This is a genomic window from Streptomyces sp. NPDC050509, assembly GCF_044457965.1.
Taxonomy (GTDB): Bacteria; Actinomycetota; Actinomycetes; order Streptomycetales; family Streptomycetaceae; genus Streptomyces.
The window spans coordinates 321,048-344,475 of sequence record NZ_JBITHL010000008.1 but is presented as its reverse complement, the minus strand read 5'-3'; the positions used below and the strand labels follow the sequence as shown (position 1 = coordinate 344,475).

General features: G+C 69.9%; 21 protein-coding genes and 1 riboswitch. Of the genes, 5 read left to right on the top strand and 16 right to left on the bottom strand.

What is annotated here, in order from left to right:
• Positions 1-3: 3 nt before the first annotated feature.
• The 4 genes from ACIBJC_RS24240 to ACIBJC_RS24225 form a co-directional block, all read right to left on the bottom strand.
• Complete coding sequence (locus ACIBJC_RS24240; RefSeq protein WP_399295756.1) at positions 4-1,056, bottom strand: NlpC/P60 family protein; 1,053 nt, start codon at positions 1,054-1,056, stop codon at positions 4-6.
• Positions 1,057-1,333: 277 nt separating this feature from the next.
• Positions 1,334-2,380, bottom strand: a complete 1,047-nt coding sequence (locus tag ACIBJC_RS24235) for an NlpC/P60 family protein (protein ID WP_399295754.1) — start codon at positions 2,378-2,380, stop codon at positions 1,334-1,336.
• A gap of 462 nt (positions 2,381-2,842) precedes the next feature.
• Positions 2,843-4,207, bottom strand: coding sequence for an NYN domain-containing protein (locus tag ACIBJC_RS24230; RefSeq protein WP_399295752.1), 1,365 nt, complete (start codon positions 4,205-4,207; stop codon positions 2,843-2,845).
• Positions 4,208-4,244: 37 nt separating this feature from the next.
• Positions 4,245-4,496 carry a hypothetical protein gene (locus ACIBJC_RS24225; protein WP_329825984.1) on the bottom strand — a complete coding sequence of 84 codons (252 nt, stop codon included), beginning with the start codon at positions 4,494-4,496 and terminating at the stop codon, positions 4,245-4,247.
• Positions 4,497-4,683: 187 nt separating this feature from the next.
• Here ACIBJC_RS24225 and ACIBJC_RS24220 point away from each other — a divergent pair, with 187 nt between their 5' ends.
• Together ACIBJC_RS24220 and ACIBJC_RS24215 are read left to right on the top strand one after the other, a co-directional pair.
• Positions 4,684-5,358 carry a rhomboid family intramembrane serine protease gene (locus ACIBJC_RS24220; protein WP_399296042.1) on the top strand — a complete coding sequence of 225 codons (675 nt, stop codon included), beginning with the start codon at positions 4,684-4,686 and terminating at the stop codon, positions 5,356-5,358.
• Complete coding sequence (locus ACIBJC_RS24215; RefSeq protein ID WP_399295750.1) at positions 5,355-5,636, top strand: Lrp/AsnC family transcriptional regulator; 282 nt, start codon at positions 5,355-5,357, stop codon at positions 5,634-5,636. Before ACIBJC_RS24220 ends, ACIBJC_RS24215 begins: the two co-directional genes overlap by 4 nt.
• Positions 5,637-5,659: 23 nt before the next feature.
• Here the strand turns inward: ACIBJC_RS24215 and ACIBJC_RS24210 are convergent, their stop codons facing one another.
• The 6 genes from ACIBJC_RS24210 to ACIBJC_RS24185 form a co-directional block, all read right to left on the bottom strand.
• A complete protein-coding gene (locus ACIBJC_RS24210; protein WP_399295748.1) occupies positions 5,660-7,063 on the bottom strand; it encodes an aminotransferase class V-fold PLP-dependent enzyme in 1,404 nt (467 codons plus the stop codon).
• Positions 7,064-7,289: 226 nt separating this feature from the next.
• Positions 7,290-7,407, bottom strand: a riboswitch (SAM riboswitch).
• A 187-nt stretch (positions 7,408-7,594) separates the two neighbouring features.
• Entirely contained in the window at positions 7,595-8,659 is a 1,065-nt protein-coding gene (trpD, locus tag ACIBJC_RS24205) for an anthranilate phosphoribosyltransferase (RefSeq protein WP_399295746.1), read from the bottom strand.
• Between the two features lie 228 nt (positions 8,660-8,887).
• Positions 8,888-10,531, bottom strand: a complete 1,644-nt coding sequence (locus tag ACIBJC_RS24200) for a cytochrome bc complex cytochrome b subunit (protein ID WP_399295744.1) — start codon at positions 10,529-10,531, stop codon at positions 8,888-8,890.
• Entirely contained in the window at positions 10,528-11,583 is a 1,056-nt protein-coding gene (locus ACIBJC_RS24195) for a Rieske 2Fe-2S domain-containing protein (RefSeq protein ID WP_399295742.1), read from the bottom strand. The genes ACIBJC_RS24200 and ACIBJC_RS24195 overlap by 4 nt, the downstream gene beginning before the upstream one ends.
• Positions 11,580-12,389, bottom strand: coding sequence for a c-type cytochrome (locus ACIBJC_RS24190; protein WP_399295740.1), 810 nt, complete (start codon positions 12,387-12,389; stop codon positions 11,580-11,582). The genes ACIBJC_RS24195 and ACIBJC_RS24190 overlap by 4 nt, the downstream gene beginning before the upstream one ends.
• A gap of 83 nt (positions 12,390-12,472) precedes the next feature.
• Positions 12,473-13,093, bottom strand: a complete 621-nt coding sequence (locus ACIBJC_RS24185) for a heme-copper oxidase subunit III (RefSeq protein ID WP_399295738.1) — start codon at positions 13,091-13,093, stop codon at positions 12,473-12,475.
• Between the two features lie 195 nt (positions 13,094-13,288).
• Here ACIBJC_RS24185 and ACIBJC_RS24180 point away from each other — a divergent pair, with 195 nt between their 5' ends.
• Entirely contained in the window at positions 13,289-13,690 is a 402-nt protein-coding gene (locus ACIBJC_RS24180; RefSeq protein WP_399295736.1) for a hypothetical protein, read from the top strand.
• 86 nt (positions 13,691-13,776) lie between these two features.
• On the opposite strand, the gene ACIBJC_RS24175 is transcribed toward ACIBJC_RS24180, so the two are convergent.
• The 4 genes from ACIBJC_RS24175 to coxB all read right to left on the bottom strand — a co-directional run bounded on the left by ACIBJC_RS24175 (position 13,777) and on the right by coxB (position 18,239).
• Complete coding sequence (locus ACIBJC_RS24175; protein WP_399295734.1) at positions 13,777-15,030, bottom strand: Ig-like domain-containing protein; 1,254 nt, start codon at positions 15,028-15,030, stop codon at positions 13,777-13,779.
• Between the two features lie 109 nt (positions 15,031-15,139).
• The gene (locus tag ACIBJC_RS24170; RefSeq protein WP_399295730.1) at positions 15,140-15,538 is read right to left on the bottom strand and encodes a cytochrome c oxidase subunit 4; all 399 of its coding nucleotides are present in this window, start codon (positions 15,536-15,538) and stop codon (positions 15,140-15,142) included.
• Entirely contained in the window at positions 15,535-17,280 is a 1,746-nt protein-coding gene (ctaD, locus tag ACIBJC_RS24165; RefSeq protein WP_399295729.1) for a cytochrome c oxidase subunit I, read from the bottom strand. Before ctaD ends, ACIBJC_RS24170 begins: the two co-directional genes overlap by 4 nt.
• Entirely contained in the window at positions 17,277-18,239 is a 963-nt protein-coding gene (coxB, locus tag ACIBJC_RS24160; protein WP_399295726.1) for a cytochrome c oxidase subunit II, read from the bottom strand. Before coxB ends, ctaD begins: the two co-directional genes overlap by 4 nt.
• Positions 18,240-18,506: 267 nt before the next feature.
• Here coxB and ACIBJC_RS24155 point away from each other — a divergent pair, with 267 nt between their 5' ends.
• Positions 18,507-19,910, top strand: a complete 1,404-nt coding sequence (locus tag ACIBJC_RS24155) for a cysteine desulfurase/sulfurtransferase TusA family protein (protein WP_399295724.1) — start codon at positions 18,507-18,509, stop codon at positions 19,908-19,910.
• Between the two features lie 23 nt (positions 19,911-19,933).
• On the opposite strand, the gene ACIBJC_RS24150 is transcribed toward ACIBJC_RS24155, so the two are convergent.
• Positions 19,934-20,908, bottom strand: coding sequence for a carbohydrate kinase family protein (locus ACIBJC_RS24150; RefSeq protein ID WP_399295722.1), 975 nt, complete (start codon positions 20,906-20,908; stop codon positions 19,934-19,936).
• Between the two features lie 241 nt (positions 20,909-21,149).
• Between ACIBJC_RS24150 and ACIBJC_RS24145 the strand changes: the two genes are divergently transcribed.
• Entirely contained in the window at positions 21,150-22,784 is a 1,635-nt protein-coding gene (locus tag ACIBJC_RS24145; protein ID WP_399295720.1) for a hypothetical protein, read from the top strand.
• Between the two features lie 91 nt (positions 22,785-22,875).
• On the opposite strand, the gene ACIBJC_RS24140 is transcribed toward ACIBJC_RS24145, so the two are convergent.
• Positions 22,876-23,232, bottom strand: a complete 357-nt coding sequence (locus tag ACIBJC_RS24140) for an iron-sulfur cluster assembly accessory protein (protein WP_329826308.1) — start codon at positions 23,230-23,232, stop codon at positions 22,876-22,878.
• Between the last annotated feature and the right edge of the window lie 196 nt (positions 23,233-23,428).

Sequence of the window (23,428 nt, the reverse complement as noted above, 5' to 3'; positions counted from 1 at the left end):
GCCTCAGACGCGTGTGACGGAGGAGACCGGCATCATGCCGACCGGGTCGTAGCGCACGGAGGCGCCGGGGTACGGGGCGTGGATCACCTGGCCGTTGCCCACGTACATCCCGATGTGGCTGGCGTCGTCGCGGTACGCCACCAGGTCGCCGGGACGCGCCTGGGAGAGCGGTACGCGGGCTCCGGCGTACCGCTGCGCCTGGGAGGTGCGCGGCAGGCCGACGCCCGCCTGTCCGTACGCCCACTGGGTGAGCCCGGAACAGTCGAAGCCCGAGGGCCCGTTGGCGCCCCACACGTAGGGCCGCCCGACGGCGCGCTGGGCGGCCTGGACGGCCGCGGCGGCCCGCCCGGTGGCGGGCGCCCCGGGTCCCGAGAGCGCGCCGGGCAGGTCGCCCCGGTCGGAGCGCGAGGCCCGGTCGTAGGAGACGCGATCGGCCTCGGTCAGGGTGTTGAGCAGGCGGCGGGCCTCGGCGAGCCTGCCCTCGACGGTGCGCTTGTGGCGGGCGACGGCGGCCCGGCTGCGCTCCAGCTCGGCGAGGTCGCGGGCGGCCTCGCTGCGTACCTGCCCGAGGCCGCGCTGGGCCAGGCCGAGTTCCTTCAGGGCGCCGGACTGGCGGGCGCCGACCCGGTCGAGGACGGCGGCCTTCTCCAGATAGCCGTCCGGGTCGGAGGAGAGCAGCAGCGCGAGGGTGGGGTCGACGCCGCCGGAGCGGTACTGGGCGCCGGCGAGCGAACCGAGCGCGCCGCGCATCGCGTTGACGCGCTCCTGGCCGCGCGCGGCGCTGTCCTGCGCCGTGTCCAGCAGGGTCCGCAGCTCCGTGACGCGTTCGCCCGCCTTGTTGTACCGCTCGGTGGCCCGCTCGGCCTGCTCGAAGAGCCGGTCGACCTGGGCCCGGGTCGCGTCGGGCGTCGCCTGTGGGTCGGCGCCCGCCGGGGCGGCGCCGAGCGCCACCGCCGTCGTGGCCGCCGCGAGGGACACGGCGGCGACGGCGCTGCCACGGGTGCCGGAACGCAGAGCAGCATGGCCGGACTGTGAGGGACGGCGATGGGACACCACGGGAAGCCGAACTCCCTTCCGCTGTACGCGCAGGCGCAGCCCTGCCGCCCGGTGGGCGGACCGCTGGCCGGTGCTGCGCGGAGCAGACAGTAGCCGGGCGATCACGGAGCGGCCAACGACCGCCCCGCGCACACAAAGTGACGCCCCGCCGTAGACCTCAAGGTCATCGGCGGGGCGCGGGTGTCAGCGTGTGGGGTGGGAATTCCCCCGAATGGGCGGGTGTCGAGCCGGAGATGACGGTCAGGACGTCAACAGCCGGCCCACGCTCGCCCGGCGGTCAGGCGATGCGCACACCGAACTGGAACGGCATGTTCCCGATGGCCTCGTAGCGGACGCTGGCGCCCGGCTTGGGCGCGTGCAGCACCTGGCCGTTGCCCGCGTAGAAGCCGACGTGGTGCAGGTCGCCGTAGAAGATGACCAGGTCACCCTTCTGGAGCTGGCTCTGCGAGAGCCGCGTACCGGCGTTGGCCTGCGACTCGGAGGTCCGGGGGATGGAGACACCGGCCTGCGCGTACGCCCAGGAGGTGAGCCCGGAGCAGTCGAAGGAGCTGGGGCCGGAGGCGCCGTAGACGTACGGCGTGCCGATCTTGCCCTGCGCGGCGGCGAACGCCGCGGCGGCGCGGGACGAGGAGGCCGGGGTGTCCCCGAGGTCGGTGCGGGAGGACGTCGAGCCGCCGCCGCTGCCCCGGCTGGCGCGCTCCTCCTCGGCCTTGGCGAGGTCGGCCCGCTCCTTCTCGGTGAGCGAGTTGAGCAGCTTCTGCGCGGAGGCGAGCTTGCCCTGGACTTCCTTCTTCTTCTCGGTGAGCACCTTGCGGGTGTCCGCGAGGTCCTTGACCTTGCCCTGGGCCTCCTGGCGCTGCTGCGCGAGGGTCCGCTGCTTGTCCTGGATCCGCTTGAGCGACTCGGCCTGCTTGCCGCTGACCTGGTCGAGCGTGGACGCCTTCTCCAGGTAGCTGTCCGGGTCGGAGGAGAGGAAGAGCTGGAGCGCGGGGTCGATACCGCCGGTGCGGTACTGACTGCTGGCCATCAGGCCGAGGCCGTCGCGCATCTCGTTGAGCTCGTCCTGGCCACGGGCGACCTTGTCCTGGAGGGCGCCGACCTGCTTCTCCAGCTTGTCCTGCGCCTCTTCGGCCCCGTTGGCCTTCTCCGTGGCCTTCTCGGCGTCCTCGTAGAGCTTGTCGACCTTCTCCTTGACGTCGGCCTTGCTCGGCGTCGGCGCGGCGTTGGCGGCCTGGGAGGAGAGCGCGACGGCAGCGGCGGCGGTCGCGGTGAGCACGGTCACCCGGGTACGGCTCGGGGGCTTGGGACGACGGTGGGACGCCACGGAGGCGAGCTCCTTCTTCCTCAGCCGCCTGCCGGTCCTTGGGGACGTCAGTCCCGGCTTCGCGCGCACGGCTCCCCCGCGAACTGGGCCGAACTGCGCGAAAACGGCGGTTCCTTCACTGCCACCCCGGATGGGTGATCAACCGTGCGAAGGTTCGAGGCCTGACCCTAGTGACCTTCTTGTGATCAGTTCAAATCCTTGCAAGGAAAAACTCTGTCACGAAGCACATTATTTACAAGCGCCCTACAGACAGCAGAGCGGCAATACACATGCAGTAGCGGACATTTGACGCCACGCCCATACAAGTAGCGCCCAATTCGGTCATTGCCACTGTTGATTGACCAGAGATAGCCAGAGACAGCCAGAGGTAGTCAGAGGCAGGCAGAGACCGCCAGAGCGGACCCGGTCAGGACAGATCCGACCAGGGATGACCAGAGATGACCAGAGCTGACCGGACGTCAGCTAGACGCGCGAAAGCCGCTTCAGCAGCAGGGCGGACGCGACCGGTCTGGCGCCGGCCTTCGCGACCCCGTCCGCGACCTCACGGTCGGTGGAGGCCACCACCACGGGCCGGCCCGGCGGCTCCGCCCTGACGAGCTGACGGATCAGCTCGTCCGCGGTCACCCCCGGCTTGGAGAAGAGCACCCGCACCCCGCGCGGCGGTGCGAGCAGCACCGGCGCGACCAGCTCCGCGCCGTCGAAGACACAGGTCATCTCGGCGCCCGACTGCGCGGCGAGCATGGCGAGCCCGCCCAGCAGCCGCAGCCGCTGCTTCTCCAGCGGCATGGTGGGATAACCGGTCTTGGTCACGTTGTAGCCGTCGACGATCAGATGCGCCTGCGGAAGCGCCAGAAGCTGATCGAGCAGCGCCGGATCCATATCGGAGAGCGCGCGCGCCGCCACATCCTTGGGGGACATCCGGCCGGGCTCCACCGCGTCGACCGTGTCCGCGGGCCGGCTCGCGGCGGGCGGCAGCGCCAGCTCGCGCCGCAGCCCCTGGGCCGACTCCAGCACCGTGTCCAGCAGCAGCCGCAGCCGCATGTCCTCGACCGAGCGCCCCTCGCGGGCGGCCCTGCGGCTCGACTCGACCGCCGACTCCGCCTCCGCGAGCCGCGCCCTGATCCGGCGCGTCTCGCTCTCCGCCGCCGACACCTGGGCCGCGCTCTCCGCCCGGAGGGCCTCGGACTCCGCGTGCGTACGGCGCAGGGCGGCCTCGCCGCGCTTCACATCGCTCAGCGCGCTGCGCAGCTTGCGGTGGAGCGTCTCGGTCTCCTTGCGCGCGGTGTCCAGCTCCGTGCGCAGCCGCTCCGTCTCGGTCTTGGTGAGGGACCTGGCTGCGGCCAGCTCCTCGCGCAGCCGCTCCAGCTCGCGCCGGTTCTCCTCGTCGGCGCGCTCGGCGTCGGCGCGCTGCGCCTCCTCGCCGGCGGCGGCGACCAGTTTCACCCATCCGGGGGGCCTGAGCACGTACGCGGCGGCGGCCACATCGACGGGATCAGCTGCGGCGGGGGGCGATCCGGACTCCAGGGCGGCGGCCAGCTCCGGCTGGGCCTGGCCGATCCGCTCGCCGATCCGCTGCCGGAAGACGGGGTCGCTCTCCAGCGCGGCGGCCATCGCGTTACCCGCGAACTTCGCACGCCTGTTCGGGGCGAAGCGCGCGTACTGCCGGAGCTGGGCGGGCAGCTCCGTGACCGTCAGCCCGCCGAAGGCGTCCGAGACGAGCGCGACGACCCGGCGCCGTACCCCGTCGGGGAGCGGGCGGTCGAGCGTTTCCGCGGCGTCACCGCCGGCCGCACCGGCCGGCTCAGCGCCACTCGCGGGCTGCTCCACGATCCGTCACCCCATCCACCCCTTACGGGCGGCTCCCTCAGGAACCGGCACCCGGCCTGTCCACCAGCTCGATCTGATCCACCGCGTTGCACCAACGGCACCGCACCGACTCGATGGTCTCACTGACCACCTCACGCTCCTCGACCTTCGGCTCCCCGGCCAGGTCCAGATGGACGTACTCGACGACCTTCGACGAGCGCGTCACATCGAACCGGGTCAGATTGCCGCACAAGGTGCAGCGCCACCGGGTGGAGGCCGTGGGCTGCGGAACCGTCGGAGTTGCTGCCATCGTGCCGTCCTCTTTTCTTCGTCCCTATGCGGTGCCCCGCGGTGCGGCGTCGAACCGCGGATGGCACCCGGCAACCCTACGGCCTCGCGGCTCCCCCGCGCCCCGGCGAGGCGCTCTGCACCGTTAGGGACCGGTACGCCATGCTCTGTCCGTGAGCAAAAGGCGTACGGCGTACGGAGCGCCCCTGGTGACCTACGGGCTGATCGCCCTGTGCTGTCTGGCCTTCCTCCTCAGCCCGCTCTCGGGATTCACTCCCGCGTACGGAAAGGGCGACGCGCTGCTGGCCGCGCAGAGCGCCTATTTCGAGCGGTGGGGCGTCATCCCGAGCGAGCTGACGCACGGCGAGCCGCGGGCCCTGCTCACCCCGTTCACCGCGCTCTTCGTCCACGGGAGCTGGCTGCACCTGCTGGGGAACATGCTCTTCCTGCATGTCTTCGGCGCGATGGCCGAGGAGCGGATGGGCCGCGCCGCGTTCCTGCTCTTCTACCTCGCCACCGGCGCCCTCGCGCTCCTCGTGTACGCGCTCGCGAACGCCGCCTCCTCCCAGACCCTGGTCGGGGCGTCGGGCGCGATCTCCGGGGTGCTCGGCGCGTTCCTGTACCTCTTCCCCCGGGCACGGGTCACCAGCCTCTTCCCGTTCCTCTTCTTCCTGCCGCTGCGCTTCCCCGCCTGGATCGTGCTGATCTTCTGGTTCGTGCTCCAGTGGCTGGCCGCGCACGGCGCCGGAGAGGGCCCCGGCATCGCCTATCTGGCGCACCTCGTGGGCTTCGGCGCGGGCTTCCTCTACGCCTGGGGACGGTACTGGCGTACCGATAGAGTGAGAGCCCAGCCAGCGGCCACCGAGGGAGAACGCCAACCGTGATCACCGCGATCGTGCTCATCAAGACCAGCGTGGACCGGATCCCCGAGATCGCGGAGTCGATCGCGGCGCTGGACAGCGTCAGCGAGGTCTTCTCGGTGACCGGTACGTACGACCTGATCGCCATGGTCCGGGTCGCCCGGCACGACGATCTGGCGGATGTGATCCCCGGCCGGATCAGCAAGATCGAGGGCGTCGAGGGCACGGACACCCACGTCGCGTTCCGTACGTACTCCCAGCACGACCTGGAGGCGGCCTTCGCGATCGGACTCGACGCGTAGGACCGCCTCCGGCAGGTACAGGGTTACGCGGCGGCGCCGTCCCGGTCCGGGACGCAACGGCCTTCCTCCGTACGGTAGTTCCACCGCGCGCCGTCGCTCACCAGCTCCCGCACCGCCCGCACGAAGCGCTCCACGTGCTCGTCCGGCGTCCCCGCGCCGAAGCTGACCCGGATCGCGTTGAGCGAGCGCTCGCCCGGCTCCGCCTCCGGGGCGCCGCACTCCCCCGGGTCCTGCGGGTCGCTGCCCAGCAGGGTCCTGACCAGCGGGTGGGCGCAGAACAGACCGTCCCGTACGCCGATGCCGTACTCCGCGGAGAGCGCGGCGGCGAAGTGCGAGCTGTTCCACCCCTCGACCACGAACGACAGCACGCCGACCCGCGCCGCGTCGTCGCCGAAGAGCGAGAGCACCTTGACCTCGGGCACCTCCGCCAGACCGGCGCGCACCTCGGCGACCAGCCGCTGCTCCCGCGCGGCCAGCGCGTCGAAGCCGGCCTCGGTGAGCGCCTTGCAGGCGGCGGCGATCGCGTAGACGCCGATGACGTTGGGCGAGCCCGCCTCGTGCCGGGCGGCCGTGGTGTGCCAGTCGACGTCCACGCCGCCGTCGGCACGGCGCGCCACCTTGCGGCTGGCGCCGCCGCCCGCGAGGTACGGCTCGGCCGCCTGGAGCCAGTCGGCGCGACCAGCGAGCACCCCGGAGCCGAACGGCGCGTACAGCTTGTGGCCGGAGAAAGCGATCCAGTCGACGCCGAGATCCGCGATGTCCACGGCGTGGTGCGGTACGAGCTGCGCGGCGTCGAGCACGATCCGGGCGCCGTGGGCGTGTGCGGCGGCGGCCAGCTCTCGTACGGGCCACAGCTCACCGGTCACGTTGGACGCACCCGTCACACAGACCAGCGCCGGGCCCTGCGGGTCGCGCGAGGCGAGCGCGCGCTCCAGGGTGGCGACGGCCTCGTCCGTGGTGCGCGGGGCGTCGAGGTAGGTGACCCGGGCGTCGCGCCAGGGCAGCAGGGACGCGTGGTGCTCGGTCTCGAAGACGAAGACCTGGCAGTCGGCGGGCAGCGCGGCGGCCAGCAGGTTGAGCGAGTCGGTGGTCGAGCGGGTGAAGACGACCTGGTCGCCGGCGCGGCAGCCGAGGAACTCCGCGACCGTGCGGCGGCTGCTCTCGAAGAGGTCCGTGGAGAGCTGCGAGAGGTAGCCGGCGCCGCGGTGGACGCTGCCGTAGTACGGGGCGTACGCGGCGACGTCGTCCCACACCCGCTGGAGGGCCGGGGCGCTGGCCGCGTAGTCGAGGGCCGCGTACGTCACCTCGCCGCCGGTGACGAGGGGGACGGTCACATCGGCGCCGAGCACGGGGAGCGGCGCTCCACAGGCGGGGTCGTCGGCGACGGCGGTGGCAGTGGGGGCGGCGGCGTTCGGGCGTGCGGACATGGCGTTGTCTCCCGGCGAGGAAAGTCGGAACGGCTTCAGGACCCGCACGGCTCCACGACTCCATGACGGAGCGGCGCCGGATGCGGGGGATGCCTCGACGCACGGAACGGACCGCGCGGAGGTGGTTGAAGAAGGGGCGAGGATCCGGACGGATCCTGAAGCCCTAACGCATTCGCTTGCTCACGAGACTGCTCCCTTGAGGACCAGGACCCCAAAGGTGGCAAGGGGTCCGCGCTTGCCGCAGACCTCGCTGCCTACGGCCTGGTCTTCACCCGGGGCACCCCGCCACGGACGGAGGGTTGCCGGACAGCGAGCCGGGGCCTTAATCGCTGTCACTCATGACCTTGGCCGAAAGTATGGCACAGGGGCCCGGACCGCCCAAGTCGCTGTCCGCGATACGGGACAGGCGGTACGGACGGGCGACACGGGACAGTCGATACGGGACGGGCGCTACGCGCGCGGAGCCCGCCGTCCAACAGGAGGGGGCCGGGCGCGTGTTCCGCGTCCCGGCCCCCTCCCGCCGTCAAGCGGTCAGGCGTTGCTGGCGGCCACCCAGCGGGCCAGCGCGTCCCGCGCCGCGCCCGAGTCGATCGCCTCAGCGGCCCGCGCGATGCCCGCCACGAGCTGGGTCTCCAGCGGGTCCCCCGTCGGGTCGAGCGCCACCAGCGCCGCCGCCGCGTTGAGCAGCACGGCCTCCCGTACGGGTCCGCCCTCGCCGGCCAGCAGCCGGCGCGCGACATCGGCGTTGTACGAGGCGTCCGCCCCGCGCAGCGCCTCCACGGGGACCAGTTCCAGGCCGACGTCCCGCGGGTCGAAGGGCTGCTCGGTGACCTTGCCGTCCCGTACGGTCCACACCCGCGAGGTAGCGGTGGTGGTCAGCTCGTCGAGTCCGTCGTCGCCGCGGAAGACCAGCGCCGAGTTGCCGCGGGCGGCGAGTACCCCGGCGACGATGGGCGCCATCCGCGCGTCCGCCACGCCCACGGCCTGGGATCTGACCCTGGCCGGGTTGGTGAGCGGGCCGAGGATGTTGAAGGTGGTCTGCGCGCCCAGCTCCTTGCGCGCCTTGGCCGCGTACCGGAGCGCCGGGTGGAACTTGACCGCGAAGCAGAACGTGATGCCCGCCTCCTCCGCGACCTCCACGACCCGCCCCGGCGTCAGCTCCAGATTGACGCCGAGCTTCTCCAGTACGTCGGAGGCGCCGCTCGCGGAGGACGAGGCGCGGTTGCCGTGCTTGACGACCTTGGCGCCGGTGCCCGCCACGACGATCGCGGACATCGTGGAGATGTTGACGGTCTTGGCGAGGTCGCCGCCGGTGCCCACGATGTCGACGGTACGGCCGGGCACCTCGATGGTGTTGGCGTGCGCGTACATCGCGCGGACCAGCCCCGAGACCTCCTCGACGGTCTCGCCCTTCGCCCGCAGCGCGACCGCGAAGCCGGCGATCTGCGCGTCGGTGGCCTCGCCGCTCATGATGCGGTCCATGGCCCACGCCGTGTCGTCGGTGGACAGGTTCTCGCCGCGCAGCAGGGGGTTCAGTACGCCGGGCCAGGTGCGGGCCGCCACGGTGTCGCCTCCGACGGGGGTAACAGCGCTCATGCTCGCTCCTGGGTGTCTGGGACGGCTGCGTGGGCTTCGTACGGCGTGACGGCGTACGGCCCGGCCGCAAGCCTATCGGCGTACGCCGGGCCCGGCGGAGGGGTGCCCGTACTCCGGACGCGGCGGATGCGGCGGACTCGTGGAGCAGCACGCCGAGGGCCCCGGCCGGCTCCCTGGGGAGACCGGGCCGGGGCCCTCGGTGGTGGCGACCTGTTTCAGGCCGGGCGATCAGTGGTGGCCGTGGCCGCTGGTGATCTCCTTGTACTCCTCCGCGGTGGGCTTGGGAAGCTGGTTGTGCTCGCCGTAGTAGCCCTTGCTCAGCTTGACCCTGAGCCTCTCGACGGGCGACACCTTGCGGCGTACCCCGTTCTCGTCGGTCTCGGGGCCGAGCTCGGCGGGCTTGTACTGCTCGTGCGCGGTCAGCTTGTGCAGGTCAGCCTGGTCCAGCGGGGTGTGCACCTCGACGAACTCACCGTGCGGCAGCCGCTTGATGACACCGGACTCGCGTCCGTGCAGCACCTTCTCGGCGTCGCGTCGCTGGAGACCGATGCAGATCCGCTTGGTGACGATGAAGGCGATGACCGGTCCGGCGAAGAAGGCGATCCGGACGAACCAGGTGATCGCGTTGATCGACAGATGGAAGTGCGTCGCCCACAGGTCGTTCCCGCCACCGATCAGCAGGATGAAGTACCAGGTCAGCCAGGCCACACCGAACGCCGTACGGGTCGGTACGTTGCGCGGGCGGTCCAGGATGTGGTGCTCGCGCTTGTCGCCGGTGACCCAGGACTCGACGAACGGGTAGACCGCGATCGCGACCAGCACCAGCGGGAAGATGATCAGCGGGATGAAGACACCCAGGACGAGCGTGTGTCCCCACGCGTTGATCTCCCAGCCGGGCATCACTCGGATGAGGCCTTCGGAGAAGCCCATGTACCAGTCGGGCTGGGCGCCGGTGGAGACCTGGTCGGGCCGGTACGGGCCGAGGGCCCAGATCGGGTTGATCGTGGCGATGGCCGAGACGATCGTGATGACCCCGAAGACCAGGAAGAAGAAGCCTCCGGCCTTGGCCATGTAGACCGGCAGCAGCGGCATGCCGACGACGTTGGTGTTCGTCTTGCCGGGGCCCGCGAACTGCGTGTGCTTGTGGTAGAAGACCAGGATCAGGTGGGCCACGACCAGGCCCAGCATGATGCCGGGCAGCAGCAGGATGTGGACCGAGTAGAACCGGGCCACGAAGTCGCCGCCGGGGAACTCGCCGCCGAACAGGAACATCGACAGGTACGTTCCGACGATCGGCACGGACAGGACCGCGCCCTGCATGAACCGCACCCCGGTGCCGGAGAGCAGGTCGTCGGGGAGCGAGTAGCCGGTGAACCCGGTGAACATGCCCAGGACGAACAGCAGGAAGCCGAACAGCCAGTTGACCTCGCGCGGCTTGCGGAAGGCGCCCGTGAAGAAGACGCGCATCATGTGGACCATCATGGCCGCGAGGAAGATCAGCGCCGCCCAGTGGTGGATCTGCCGGATGAGCAGACCGCCGCGGACGTCGAAGCTGATGTCCAGCGTGGAGGCGAACGCCTCCGACATCATCACGCCCTGGAGCGGGACGTAACCGCCGTGGTACTCCACCTCGTTCATCGACGGGTGGAAGAACAGCGTCAGATACACACCCGTGAGGATGATGATGATGAAGCTGTAGAGGCAGATCTCCCCGAGCATGAAGGACCAGTGGTCCGGGAAGATCTTCCGCATGTTGGCCTTGGCCAGGCCGTAGATGCCCAGCCGGCCGTCCGCCCAGTCGGCCACGCGCTCGCCCGCGGGCGCTTTGCGGGCCTTGTCGTCCGTCGTGGCTGTGGTTGTCGTGGTACTCATCCGCGCTCCCAGAAGGCAGGGCCGACGGGCTCGGCGAAGTCGCCGAGTGCCTCAAGGTTGCCCTCAGCGTTCACGCCGATCTGCAACTGCGGCAGAGCGTGACCGGCGGGGCCGAAGATGACGCGCGCGCCGTCGGAGAGGTCGAAGGTGGACTGGTGGCACGGGCAGAGCACGTGGTGCGTCTGCTGCTCGTACAGGCTGATCGGGCACCCGACGTGGGTGCAGATCTTCGAGAACGCCACGATCCCCTGATGGGACCAGTCCAGCTCCTGCTTGTCCTTGATCTCGTCCGGCTGAATCCGGACGATCATCAGGGCGGCCTTGGCGATCTCCTTCTGGAACTCCTCGCTGTGCTGGTCCAGGCCCTCGGGCATGGCGAACGTCAGCGAGCCCGTGATGACGTCCTCGGGACGCAGCGGCTCCATCGTGTTCATGTTGATGAGCTGCTTGCCCTTGGCCCACAGCGTCGTGCGGAGCTTCTTCTCGGGCAGCGGACCGAGGTCGCGCAGCAGCACGACGCCGGAGAGCGGTACGAGCGCCAGCGCGCCGAACATCGTGTTGCGGATCAGCTTGCGCCGGCCGAAGCCCGACTCGGCCGCACCCGCGGCGAAGTCCTCCAGGACCTTCGCCTTGACCTCGGGCGGCGCCTCGATCGGGTGCCGGTCGTCGGCGATCTCCACGTCCGACATCAGCGTGCGTGCCCAGTGGACCGCGCCGGCGCCGATGGCGAACAGGGCGACACCGAGGGTCACACCCAGCGAGAAGTGCAGGATGCTGACGTGCCCGAACGGGAAGATGAAGGCGCTCTTGTCGACCGGGAAGGCGACGAAGGAGGCGATGAACGCCACCGTCGCCAGCATCGACAGCAGGAACAGGCCGGCGACGGTGCGCTCGGACCGCCTGGCCGCCCGCTCGTCGATGTCCTGGATCCGCGGTTTGTGGGCCGGCATCCCCGGATCCGCGAAGGGATCGTCGGCGCGCTCCACCTCGCCGTGCGCGGCGTCGTGCCCGCTCGGCAGGTTCTCGTCTACTGAATTCTCTTGGCTACTCATGACTTCTTGGCCTTAGCGGTGTGGGCCGCGACCCAGACGGCAACGGCGATCAATGCGCCCAGTCCGAAGATCCAGGCGAACAGGCCCTCGCTGACGGGGCCGAGGCCGCCGAGGGAGAGGCCGCCGGGGCTGACGGTCTCATCCCCGTTCACCGCCTTGACGTACGCGATGATGTCCTTCTTCTGCTGCTCCGGCATCGTGGAGTCGGGGAAGGAAGGCATGTTCTGCGGGCCGGTCTGCATGGCCTCGTAGATGTGCTTCGGATCCACGCCCTCAAGGCTCGGTGCGGTTTTGCCGTGTGTCAGCGCACCACCCTCACCGGTGAAGTTGTGGCACTGGGTGCAGTTGGTACGGAACAGGTCGCCACCGTTGGCGATGTCGGCACCGTCGGGGTTGTACTGGTTCTCGGTCGGCGTGATCGGACCGGCGCCGAGGGACGCGACGTACGCGGCGAGCTGGTCGATCTCCTTCTGGGAGTAGATGACCTTCTTCTTCGGTACCTGCGCGCCGGGCTGCTGGGCCGGCATCCGGCCGGTGCCGACCTGGAAGTCCACGGCGGCGGAGCCGACGCCGACCAGGCTCGGACCGTCGGAGGAACCCTGACCCCCGGTCCCGTGGCAGCTTGCGCAGCCGACCGAGTAGAGCTTCTTGCCCTCCTCGATGGCCAGGGACTGGGCGGTTTCGTCAGCCTGTGCCTTGCTCGCGGGCGCGAACGCGGCGTACAGCCCCCCGGTGACCGCCAGCGCGAAGAGTAGGACGACGACCGCCGCCAGCGGATGGCGTCGTCGTGCGGAGAGCTTTTTCACGGATTACCCCGGTGTCAGGATCTTCTGCGTCGGTGCTTCTGGACTGTGTGCGTAGGGCGGCGCGCGTCGGGCGCGGCGTCCCGCTACTTGATCAAGTAGATCGTGGCGAAAAGGCCGATCCAGACGACATCGACGAAGTGCCAGTAATAGGACACGACGATGGCGGCGGTTGCCTGCTCGTGGGTGAACCTCTTGGCCGCGTACGTCCTGCCCAGGACGAACAGGAACGCGATCAGACCCCCCGTCACGTGCAGACCGTGGAAGCCGGTGGTCAGATAGAACACCGAGCCGTACGGGTCGGAGGAGAGCGAGATGCCGTCCTTCTTGACCAGCTCGGTGTACTCGAAGACCTGGCCGCCGATGAAGATCGCACCCATCACGAACGTGATCACGAACCACGCTCGGAGCTTCTTCACGTCACCGCGCTCGGCGGCGAAGACGCCGAGCTGACAGGTGAGGGAGGAGAGCACCAGGATCGTCGTGTTCGCCGTTGAGAACGGGACGTTCAGGGCATGAGCCATTTCCTTCCAGTACTCAGCCCCCATCACCGATCGCAGGGTGAAGTACATCGCGAAGAGGGCCGCGAAGAACATCAGCTCGGAACTCAGCCAAATGATGGTTCCGACACTGGTGAGGTTCGGCCGATTGACCGACGGGTGCGCGTGCCCGGTTTCTACTGTCGTTGCTGTCGCCACGACCGACATTATGTCGGTCGCTTATCCCGCGCTGACTCCCGGGGTGCCGTTCGGTGTGTCCATGGGCTGTGTCCAGCTCGAACGGCCCAGCGAAGGGCTGTCCTTACCCGTGCTGACAGGGTGTCCGACGGAGTACGATCCGCGCATCGGTTCAGGGCCGTGGAGCCCTGGAGCCCCCGCAGACACCGATGTCACGGAGGAACAATGCAGCCGACCGCCACCGTGCTGGTCTACAGCGACGACGCGAACACCCGCGAGCAGGTCAGGCTGGCGGCGGGCCGGCGGCCGGCCGCCGATGTCCCACCGGTCGAGTTCGTGGAGTGCGCGACCCTTCCCGCGGTGATCGAGCGGCTGGACCGCGGCGGGATCGACGTCTGCGTGCTGGACGGCGAGACGGCCCCCGCCGGCGGTATGGGCGTCTCCCGGCAGATCAAGGACGAGATCTTCCACTGCCCGCCCGTGCTGCTGCTGATCGGCCGCCCGCAGGACGCCTGGCTGGCCACCTGGAGCCGCGCGGACGCCGCGGTGACGCTGCCGGTCGAACCGGTCGGCTTCGCGGACGCCCTGGCCTCCCTGCTGCGCTCCAGGCTCTCCGTGGAGGCCTGAGCCCCGCTCCCGTACCCGGAACGGCGGTCGCGGGGGCCTGGGCCCACACGACCGCCGTCCGGGCCGTCAGCGCCGTCAGAGGCGCTCTAGATCGCCGGGCGCAGGCGTGCCGAGTCGGCGGGCGAGCTGCCTTCTCTGAGGCCGGCCTGGAGGACGCTGCCCTTGCGCCAGTCCTTCCAGTCCACGTTCCAGTCCCCGTAGCCGTTGCCGAATTCCTCCATGTAGTCACCGGCGCTGTTGATGACCTGGACGATGTCGCCCTCCTTCACCGTCTCGAAGAACCACGCGGCGTTACCGGTGGACATGCCGGTACAGCCGTGGCTGACGTTGGCCGCGCCCTGGGAGCCCACGGACCACGGGGCGGCGTGCACGTACTCACCGCTCCAGGTGACCCGGGTGGCCCAGTAGACCGGCAGGTCGTACCCCTCGCTGGCCGAGGAGATGCCGACGGTGGTGCCGCGCATCCGTACGAAGTACTCCTTGCCGAGCACGACCTTGATGCCGTTACGGGTGGAGAAGCCCGGCTTCCCGGTGGTGACCGGGATGCTGTTGATCTCCTCACCGTTGCGGTAGATCGTCATGTAGTGCGCCGAGGCGTCCGTGATGGCCTCGATCCGGTCACCGATGGTGAGCTTCAGCGGCTTGGTGGCGCTGCCGTACAGCTTGTCCCCGATCTTCACCCCTTCGAGGTTGCTGGTGGCGGTGATCTTGCTGTTCGCGGGCCAGTACTCCTTGGGGCGGAAGTGCATCGTCTCGTCGTCCACCCAGTGCCAGGTGCCGCCGTCCGCGGAGGGTGTGGAACGTACCTTCAGGGAGCGTTCGACGACGGCCCTGGCCGCCTTGGACTTGACCGGCTGGCTGAGGGTGGCGGTGATCGGCTGGCCGACGCCGTACGTGCCCGCGTCGGGGCCGAACTCGACCTCCAGGGTCTTCTTCGCCTTCGCGGTGTCGAAGGTGAGCCGCCGGGAGCCGGGCTTGCCCTCCTCGTTCTCCGTGGCGACCCTGACGGTGTAGCGGGCACCGGCGGCCAGCGGGGCCGTGGAGTGCCAGCGCATCCCGTCGGCGGTGAGTTCACCCGCCAGGTAGTGACCGCTCGCGTCGACGGCCGTGACGTCCGTGATGCGGCCGTCACGGTTCTTGGAGACCACTTCGAGCGGCTTGTCGGGGTTCACCTTCTTGCCGCCCGCGGTGACGCTGAACACGATCTGGCCGTCTGCGTCGTACGGCTTGTCGGAGAGCGGGTGGGTGTCGGGGCCACCGCACGCGGTCGCGCTCGCCCCGAGGGACACGACCAGTACGGTGCAGCTCAGGATGGTGCGCAAGCGTGGCGTGTGGTTCATGTGCTCACGGTAAGAAGATTCTCCGCCATCAGCGCGACGGGTGATGCAAACGGGGGGCCCTGCCTCTCCTGGTCGGAGAGGCAGGGCCCCCTGTCGATGCCGTACGCGTCTACTGGTTCTGGTTCTCACCGCGGTAGAACTCGAAGACCCAGCCCCACAGGCCGACCAGGATCAGCGGCAGGGAGAAGTACAGCAGCCACCAGCCGATGGCGATGGCCAGGAAGGCCAGCGCGCCACCGATGGCGAGCGAGAACGGCTGCCAACTGTGCGGGGCGAAGAACCCGACCTCGCCGGACTCGTCCGCGACGTCGGCTTCCTTGTTGTCCTGCGCCAGCGCGTCCATCCGCCGGGCCGTGAAGGCCAGGTAGAAGCCGATCATCACGCTCAGCCCGAAGGCCAGGAACAGCGCCGTCGTACCGACCGGCTCCTTCGACCAGACGCCGTACACGACGGCCACGACGAGGATGAAGACGCTCAGCCAGATGAACATCCTGCCTTGGATCTTCACTTGCCGGCCTCCTTGCCACCGGCGAGGGCGCCGGCCGGGGCGCCGTGGCCCGCGTTCTCAAGCTGGTCGAGCGCGGCGATCTCCGGGTGGTGCAGATCGAACGCGGGGGATTCCGAGCGGATACGCGGCAGCGTGAGGAAGTTGTGCCGCGGCGGCGGGCACGAAGTCGCCCATTCGAGTGAACGACCGTAGCCCCACGGGTCGTCGACCTCGATCTTCTTGCCGTACTTGGCGGTCTTCCAGACGTTGTAGAAGAACGGCAGTACCGACAGACCGAGGACGAACGAGCTGATCGTGGAAATGGTGTTCAGCGCGGTGAAACCGTCCGACGCGAGGTAGTCCGCGTACCGGCGCGGCATACCCTCGGCGCCCAGCCAGTGCTGGACGAGGAAGGTGCCGTGGAAGCCGATGAACAGCGTCCAGAAAGTGATCTTCCCGAGCCGCTCGTCGAGCATCTTGCCGGTGAACTTGGGCCACCAGAAGTGGAAGCCCGCGAACATCGCGAACACGACCGTCCCGAACACCACGTAGTGGAAGTGCGCCACCACGAAGTACGAGTCCGACACGTGGAAGTCCATCGGCGGCGACGCCAGGATCACGCCGGTGAGTCCGCCGAAGAGGAACGTCACCAGGAAGCCGACCGTCCAGAGCATCGGCGTCTCGAAGGAGAGCGAGCCCTTCCACATCGTGCCGATCCAGTTGAAGAACTTCACCCCGGTCGGTACCGCGATGAGGAACGTCATGAACGAGAAGAACGGCAGCAGTACCCCGCCGGTCACGTACATGTGGTGCGCCCACACCGTCACCGAGAGACCCGCGATGGAGATCGTCGCCGCCACCAGACCGATGTAGCCGAACATCGGCTTCCGCGAGAAGACCGGAATCACTTCCGAGACGATCCCGAAGAACGGCAGGGCGATGATGTACACCTCGGGATGCCCGAAGAACCAGAACAGGTGTTGCCACAGCAACGACCCGCCGTTGGCCGCGTCGAAGATATGAGCGCCGAACTTACGGTCGGCCTCCAGCGCGAAGAGCGCGGCGGCCAGCACCGGGAACGCCAGCAGGACCAGCACACCGGTCAGCAGCACGTTCCACGTGAAGATCGGCATCCGGAACATCGTCATACCCGGCGCGCGCATGCAGATGATCGTGGTGATGAAGTTGACCGACCCCAGGATCGTCCCGAACCCGGAGAACGCCAGCCCCATGATCCACAGATCCGCGCCGATCCCCGGCGAACGCACGGCGTCCGACAGCGGGGAGTAGGCGAACCATCCGAAGTCCGCCGCGCCCTGCGGTGTGATGAAACCGCTCACCGCGATCAGCGAACCGAAGAGGTACAGCCAGTACGCGAACATGTTCAGCCGCGGGAACGCCACATCCGGCGCACCGATCTGCAGCGGCATGATCCAGTTCGCGAATCCCGCGAACAACGGCGTCGCGAACATCAGCAGCATGATCGTGCCATGCATCGTGAACGCCTGGTTGAACTGCTCGTTCGACATGATCTGCGTACCCGGACGGGCCAGCTCGGCGCGCATGAAGAGCGCCATCACCCCGCCGATGCAGAAGAACGCGAACGACGTGATCAGATACATCGTGCCGATGGTCTTGTGGTCGGTGGTGGTCAACCACCGCACGACCACGTTGCCCGGCTGTTTGCGCCGTACCGGCAGCTCGTTCTCGTACGAGTCCTCTGCTGCTGCGGCGGCACCCTGAGGTTCGTTGAGGATGCTCACAGTTTGTTCGTCTCCGCATTCCTGGCCGGATCCGTCTGCGCGATGCCCGACGGGATGTAGCCGTTCTGGCCCTTCTTGGCCAGCTCTTCCAGGTGCTTCTGGTAGCGCTCCGGAGAGACCACCTTGACGTTGAAGAGCATCCGCGAGTGGTCGACACCGCAGAGCTCGGCGCACTTACCGAGGAAGGTGCCCTCCTGGTTCGGGGTGACCTCGAAGGAGTTGGTGTGCCCCGGGATGACGTCCTGCTTCATCAGGAACGGCACCACCCAGAAGGAGTGGATGACGTCACGCGAGGTCAGGATGAACCGGACCTTCTCGCCCTTGGGCAGCCACAGCGTCGGACCCGGGTTGTTGGTCTGCGGGTTCCGCGTGCCCGGGACGCCGTAGTCGTAGACGCCCTCCGCACCCTTGGGGAAGTCCTTCGTGAACCGGTTGGGGATGGCGTCGAGCTCCTTGGGGACCTCGTTGCCCGTGGCGGCGTTGCCGTCCACGTTCTCGATGTAGTTGAAGCCCCAGCTCCACTGGTAGCCGACCACGTTGACCGTGTGGGCGGGCTTCGCGGAAAGGGTGAGGAGCTTCGACTCGTCCCGTGCGGTGAAGTAGAAGAGCACCGACACGATGATGAGCGGGACCACGGTGTACAGCGCCTCGATGGGCATGTTGTACCGGGTCTGCGGAGGTACCTCCACCTTGGTACGGCTGCGCCGGTGGAAGATGACGCTCCACACGATCAGCCCCCAAACCAGTACGCCCGTGATGAGCGCTGCCGCCCACGAGCCCTGCCAGAGGGAGAGGATCCGGGGAGCCTCCTCCGTCACTGGGGTGGGCATTCCAAGGCGGGGGAAGTCCTTGTATGTGCAACCCGTGGAGGTCGCGAGGATCAGGCCCGCAGTCAGCACCTGCGGCAGCTTCCGCCGCATCGGGCGCCGCGACGAGCGGTCGGAGCCGTTGGGACTCACGTAGCGCCTTCCCGAGAGTCTCGCCCGCGCGGCGGGCCGCGGCCGTCTCGTGGTCGGTCGCCGACCCTGACGCGGGCGGGGGTGTGGATGTTTATGCGGACCAAACCCTACTGGACGCGATTTCAGGGTGTGCGGGGAGGGTGCCCAACGCGCCGCCCGACTCCCCGAAGGGGTGGACTGTGCTATTCCGGGGCGCCCGCGCGCCCCGACCGGCCGCCCCGGGTCCGCTTCTGACGCCCCCTCCGGCGGCGGGTTAGCGTGGCGGGCGTGCCTTACTTCGACGCCGCTTCCTCAGCCCCGCTGCACCCCGTGGCCCGGCAGGCCCTTCAGGCTTCCCTGGACGAGGGATGGGCGGACCCCGCCCGGCTCTACCGCGAGGGGCGCCGGGCCGGCCTGTTGCTGGACGCGGCCCGGGAGGCCGCCGCGGAGGCTGTCGGCTGTCGCCCCGACGAACTCGTCTTCACTCCTTCGGGGACACATGCGGTCCACGCGGGGATGTCGGGCGTGTTGTCGGGCCGCCGCCGGGTCGGGCTCGGGGTGACCGTCTCCGCCGTGGAGCACTCCTCGGTGCTCCACGCGGCCTCCGCCCACGAGGCGGCGACCGGCGGCACGGTGACCGAGGTGCCGGTGGACCGGTACGGGGCGGTGGTGCCGGACACGTACGCCGGTGCCCTGCACGAGGACACGGCGCTGGCCTGCCTCCAGTCCGCCAACCACGAGGTGGGTACGGAGCAGCCGGTGGCCGAGGTCGCCGAGGTGTGCCGCAGCCGGGGCGTCCCGCTGCTGGTGGACGCGGCGCAGTCGCTGGGCTGGGGCCCGGTGGAGGGCGCGTGGTCGCTGCTGACGGGGAGCGCGCACAAGTGGGGCGGTCCGGCCGGCGTGGGGCTGCTGGCCGTGCGCAAGGGGGTCAGGTTCGCCCCGCGCGGCCCGGCCGACGAGCGGGAGTCGGGGCGCTCCCCCGGATTCCAGAACATCCCGGCGATCGTGGCGGCGGCGGCCTCGCTGCGCGCGGTGCGCGCCGAGGCGGCGGCCGAGGCGGTCAGGCTGCGGGCGCTGGTGGACCGGATCAGGACACGGGTGCCCGAGCTGGTGCCCGACGTGGAGGTGGTGGGGCATCCGGAGCACCGGCTCCCCCATCTCGTGACGTTCTCCTGTCTCTACGTCGACGGGGAGGCGCTCCTCCACGAGCTGGACCGGGCGGACTTCTCGGTCTCCTCGGGGTCCTCCTGTACGAGCAGCACGCTGACGCCGTCCCATGTGCTGCGCGCGATGGGCGTGTTGTCGGAGGGAAACGTCCGGATCTCGCTCCCCGCCGGGACGCCGGAGGCGGAGGTGGACCGGTTCCTGGAGCTGCTGCCCGGGGTGGTGACCGGCGTACGGGAGAAGCTGGGGGCACCGGCCGGGGCGGGCGGGGCCCGCCCTGTGGCAGCGACGGACCCGGTGGGGGCCTCTGTGGTGGTGGACGCGCTCGGGCGGCGCTGTCCGATCCCGGTGATCGAGCTGGCCAAGGTGTTCGGCGAGGTGCCCGTGGGCGGGACGGTGACGGTGCTCTCGGACGACGAGGCGGCGCGGCTGGACATCCCGGCGTGGTGCGAGATGCGCGGTCAGGAGTACGTGGGCGAGCAGCCGGCGGACCACGGTGTCGCGTATGTGGTCCGCCGGGTGTCGTGACGCCGGGCCCTGTCCGGCGGTGCCTAGACCAGGTGGACCTGGACCTCCGCCGCCGCGTCGTGGCCGTACGCCTTGGTGAAGCGCTCCATGAAGCGGGTCCTGGCCAGGGTGTACTCCTGGGTGCCGACCGTCTCGATGACGAGGGTGGCGAGCATGCAGCCGACCTGGGCCGCGCGCTCCAGGCCGACGCCCCAGACCAGACCGGAGAGGAATCCGGCACGGAACGCGTCGCCGACGCCGGTCGGGTCGGCCTTCGCCTCCTCCTCCGGGCAGCCGACGAGGATCGGCTCCTCGCCGACGCGGTCGATACGGACGCCGCGCTTGCCGAGGGTCGTGACGCGGTGGCCGACGCGGGAGAGGATCTCGGCGTCGGTCCAGCCCGTCTTGGCCTCGATGAGCCCCTTCTCGTACTCGTTGGAGAAGAGGTACGTGGCGCCGTCGAGAAGGGTGCGGATCTCGTCACCCTCCATACGGGCGATCTGCTGCGAGAAGTCCGCGCCGAACGGGATGGAGCGCGTACGGCACTCCTCGGTGTGCCGGAGCATGCCCTCCGGGTCGTCGGCGCCGATCACGACGAGGTCGAGGCCGCCGACGCGGTCGGCGACCTTCTTCAGCTCGATCTGGCGGGCCTCGCTCATCGCGCCCGCGTAGAAGGAGCCGAGCTGGTTGTGGTCGGCGTCCGTCGTGCAGACGAAGCGCGCGGTGTGCAGGACCTCGGAGATCCGTACGGAGTCGGTGTCGACACCGTGCCGGTCGAGCCAGGCGCGGTACTCGTCGAAGTCCTGGCCGGCGGCGCCGACCAGGATCGGGTTGGTGCCGAGCTGGCCCATGCCGAAGGCGATGTTCGCGCCGACACCGCCCCTGCGCACCTCAAGGTTGTCGACCAGGAAGGAGAGGGAGACCGTGTGGAGCTGATCCGCGACAAGCTGGTCCGCGAAACGGCCGGAGAAGGTCATCAGATGGTCGGTGGCGATGGAGCCGGTGACTGCGATTCGCACGGCGTGAACGCTCCTGATGAGGGAGAACGGTGGACAGTTCACGCTACCCGTTCGCGGCGCTCTCCCCTAAGTGGCAGCTCGGCCCACCCGTAGGGGTGATCGACGGGATGTCCGGATACGGCCGCCTCCACCCGGACGGCGTAACTCCTGCCCCGGACGGCCCCACCGGGGAACCGCACGCCGCTCTCTTCCGTCCCACCGGTGCCAGGGCAACGAAACACGGAGTCGAAGGAGCGCAGCGGTGACCAGCACGGAGCGGCCCGACGAGAACACAGCCGACAGCGCTGACCGCTCGCGCGGCAGGCGTTCACCGTTCGCCGTCGCCGCGGTGGCGGCGGCGGTCCTGATCGCCGGGGGCGGAGGCGCGTATTTCGCCACGAGCGCCTTCGGCAACTCCGGCGGCGGAGCCGGTGGCAGCGGCGACAGCAAGGGCGGTGCGGGCGACGGGAACCCGCCGCTGCTCGCCCTCGACGCCCCGGCTGCGGAGACGGGCGCCACGAGCCCGGGCGCGGGCTCCGGGGACTCCCCGCCGCCGGGCATCGCGCCCGGTGAGCCGGATCCGAGCGGGGTCGTCTACCGCGCCACGGGCGAGCTGCCCGCGGGGCCGGACACCGCCCGCGTCTACCGTACGAGCGGCACGGTCGCCGCGGCCGATGTGGCCCGGCTGGCGAAGGCGTTCGGGATGACGGGCACGCCCCGGTCGGACGGGACGTCCTGGAAGGTCGGCACGGACAAGGACGGCTCGGGCCCGCTGCTGCGGGTCGCCAAGCAGGCGCCTGGGGCGTGGACGTTCGCGGAGTTCGGGGCAGCGCCGGGCGGCGACAACTGTCTCAAGGGCAAGAGCTGCCCGAGCGGTGGCGGCGCGGGGGCCGGCGCCTCCGGCAGCGGTTCCTTCGCGCCGGGCAGCGAGGACGGGGCGGTCGGCGAGGCGGCGGCGAAGAAGGCCGCGGCGCCGGTGCTGAAGGCGCTGCGCCAGGACGACGCGGACATCGACGCGAGCCGGCTCATGGGCGCGGTCCGGGTGGTCAACGCGGACCCGGTGATCGGCGGGCTGCCCACGTACGGCTGGTCGACGGCGATCCAGGTGGACCCCGACGGCCGGGTGACCGGCGGTTACGGGCAGCTCACGACCCCGGAGCGGGGTGACGCGTATCCGGTGATCAGCGCGGCTGAGGCGCTGAAGGAGCTGAACAAGGCGGCGGACGGCGCGGGTTCGGGCAGCGGTTCGGGCGCCGGCCGGATCGGCGGCTGCGCGACGCCGGTACCGCTGGAGGAGAGCAGGGCGGGCACGGGTTCGGACGTACCGCCGGCGCTCCCGTGCGCCTCGAAGAGCGGCGCGACGACCCAGAAGTCCCAGCGGACCCCGGAGTCCGTGGAGATCGCCGAGGCGGTCTTCGGGCTCGCGGTGCGCTCGGTGGACGGGCGCGGGGCGCTCGTACCGTCCTGGCTCTTCGAGGTGGCGCCAGGCGACGGCTCGGCGCCGTACACGGTCACGCACCCCGCCGTGGCGCCGAAGTTCCTGAAGAAGGCGGCGCCGAAGCCCCCGTCCTCGCCCCCGCCCCCGCACAAGGAGCTGCCCGGCGGCCCCGGCGCGGCCGACCCCGGCACGGCCGAGGGACCGCGCGCCACGTCGTACGAGGCGGCCGGGCGGACCCTGACGGTGCACTTCACGGGCGGTGTGTGCAGCACGTACGCGGCGACGGCGGACGAGAGCGGCACGGCGGTGAAGGTGCGGCTGACGGTCACCGACCCCGATCCCGAGCGGGTCTGCATCGCCCTGGCCAAGGAGCAGTCCGTCAAGGTGACACTGGACAAGCCGCTGGGCGACCGGCAGGTCGTGGACACCACGACGGGCGAGAAGATCGCGCGCCACTGAAGGTCCGAGAAGGCCGCGTACGCGAAAGGCGGCGGCGCTCCCGTGAGGGGAGCGCCGCCGCCTTTCGTCGTACCGCTGCTGGGGGCGAGTCCTAGCTGAAGGAGTCACCGCAGGCGCAGGAGCCCGTCGCGTTCGGGTTGTCGATCGTGAAGCCCTGCTTCTCGATCGTGTCGACGAAGTCGATCGAGGCGCCGCCCAGGTACGGGGCGCTCATCCGGTCGGTGACGACCTTGACGCCGTCGAAGTCCTTCACGACATCGCCGTCGAGCGAGCGCTCGTCGAAGAACAACTGGTAGCGGAGGCCGGAGCAGCCGCCGGGCTGGACGGCGACGCGGAGGGCGAGGTCGTCCCGGCCTTCCTGGTCCAGCAGTGCCTTGACCTTGCCCGCGGCGGCGTCGGACAGGAGGATGCCGTCGCTCACGGTGGTGGTCTCGTCCGATACGGACATCTGCTTCTCTCCCGGGTTGTACGGACTGCTTGCCGACAGTGCAACCTGCTCGGCCACGGATTCATTCCGGGCGCCGGCACGTGTCTTTCCCTGCCTTCATGCTCGCACACCGGCCGCCGCACCGGAATGCGTCACATCGACGCTATGGCCATCGTCAACGTGACATGAAGCGGCTATGATAGATAGCGTCAATGAG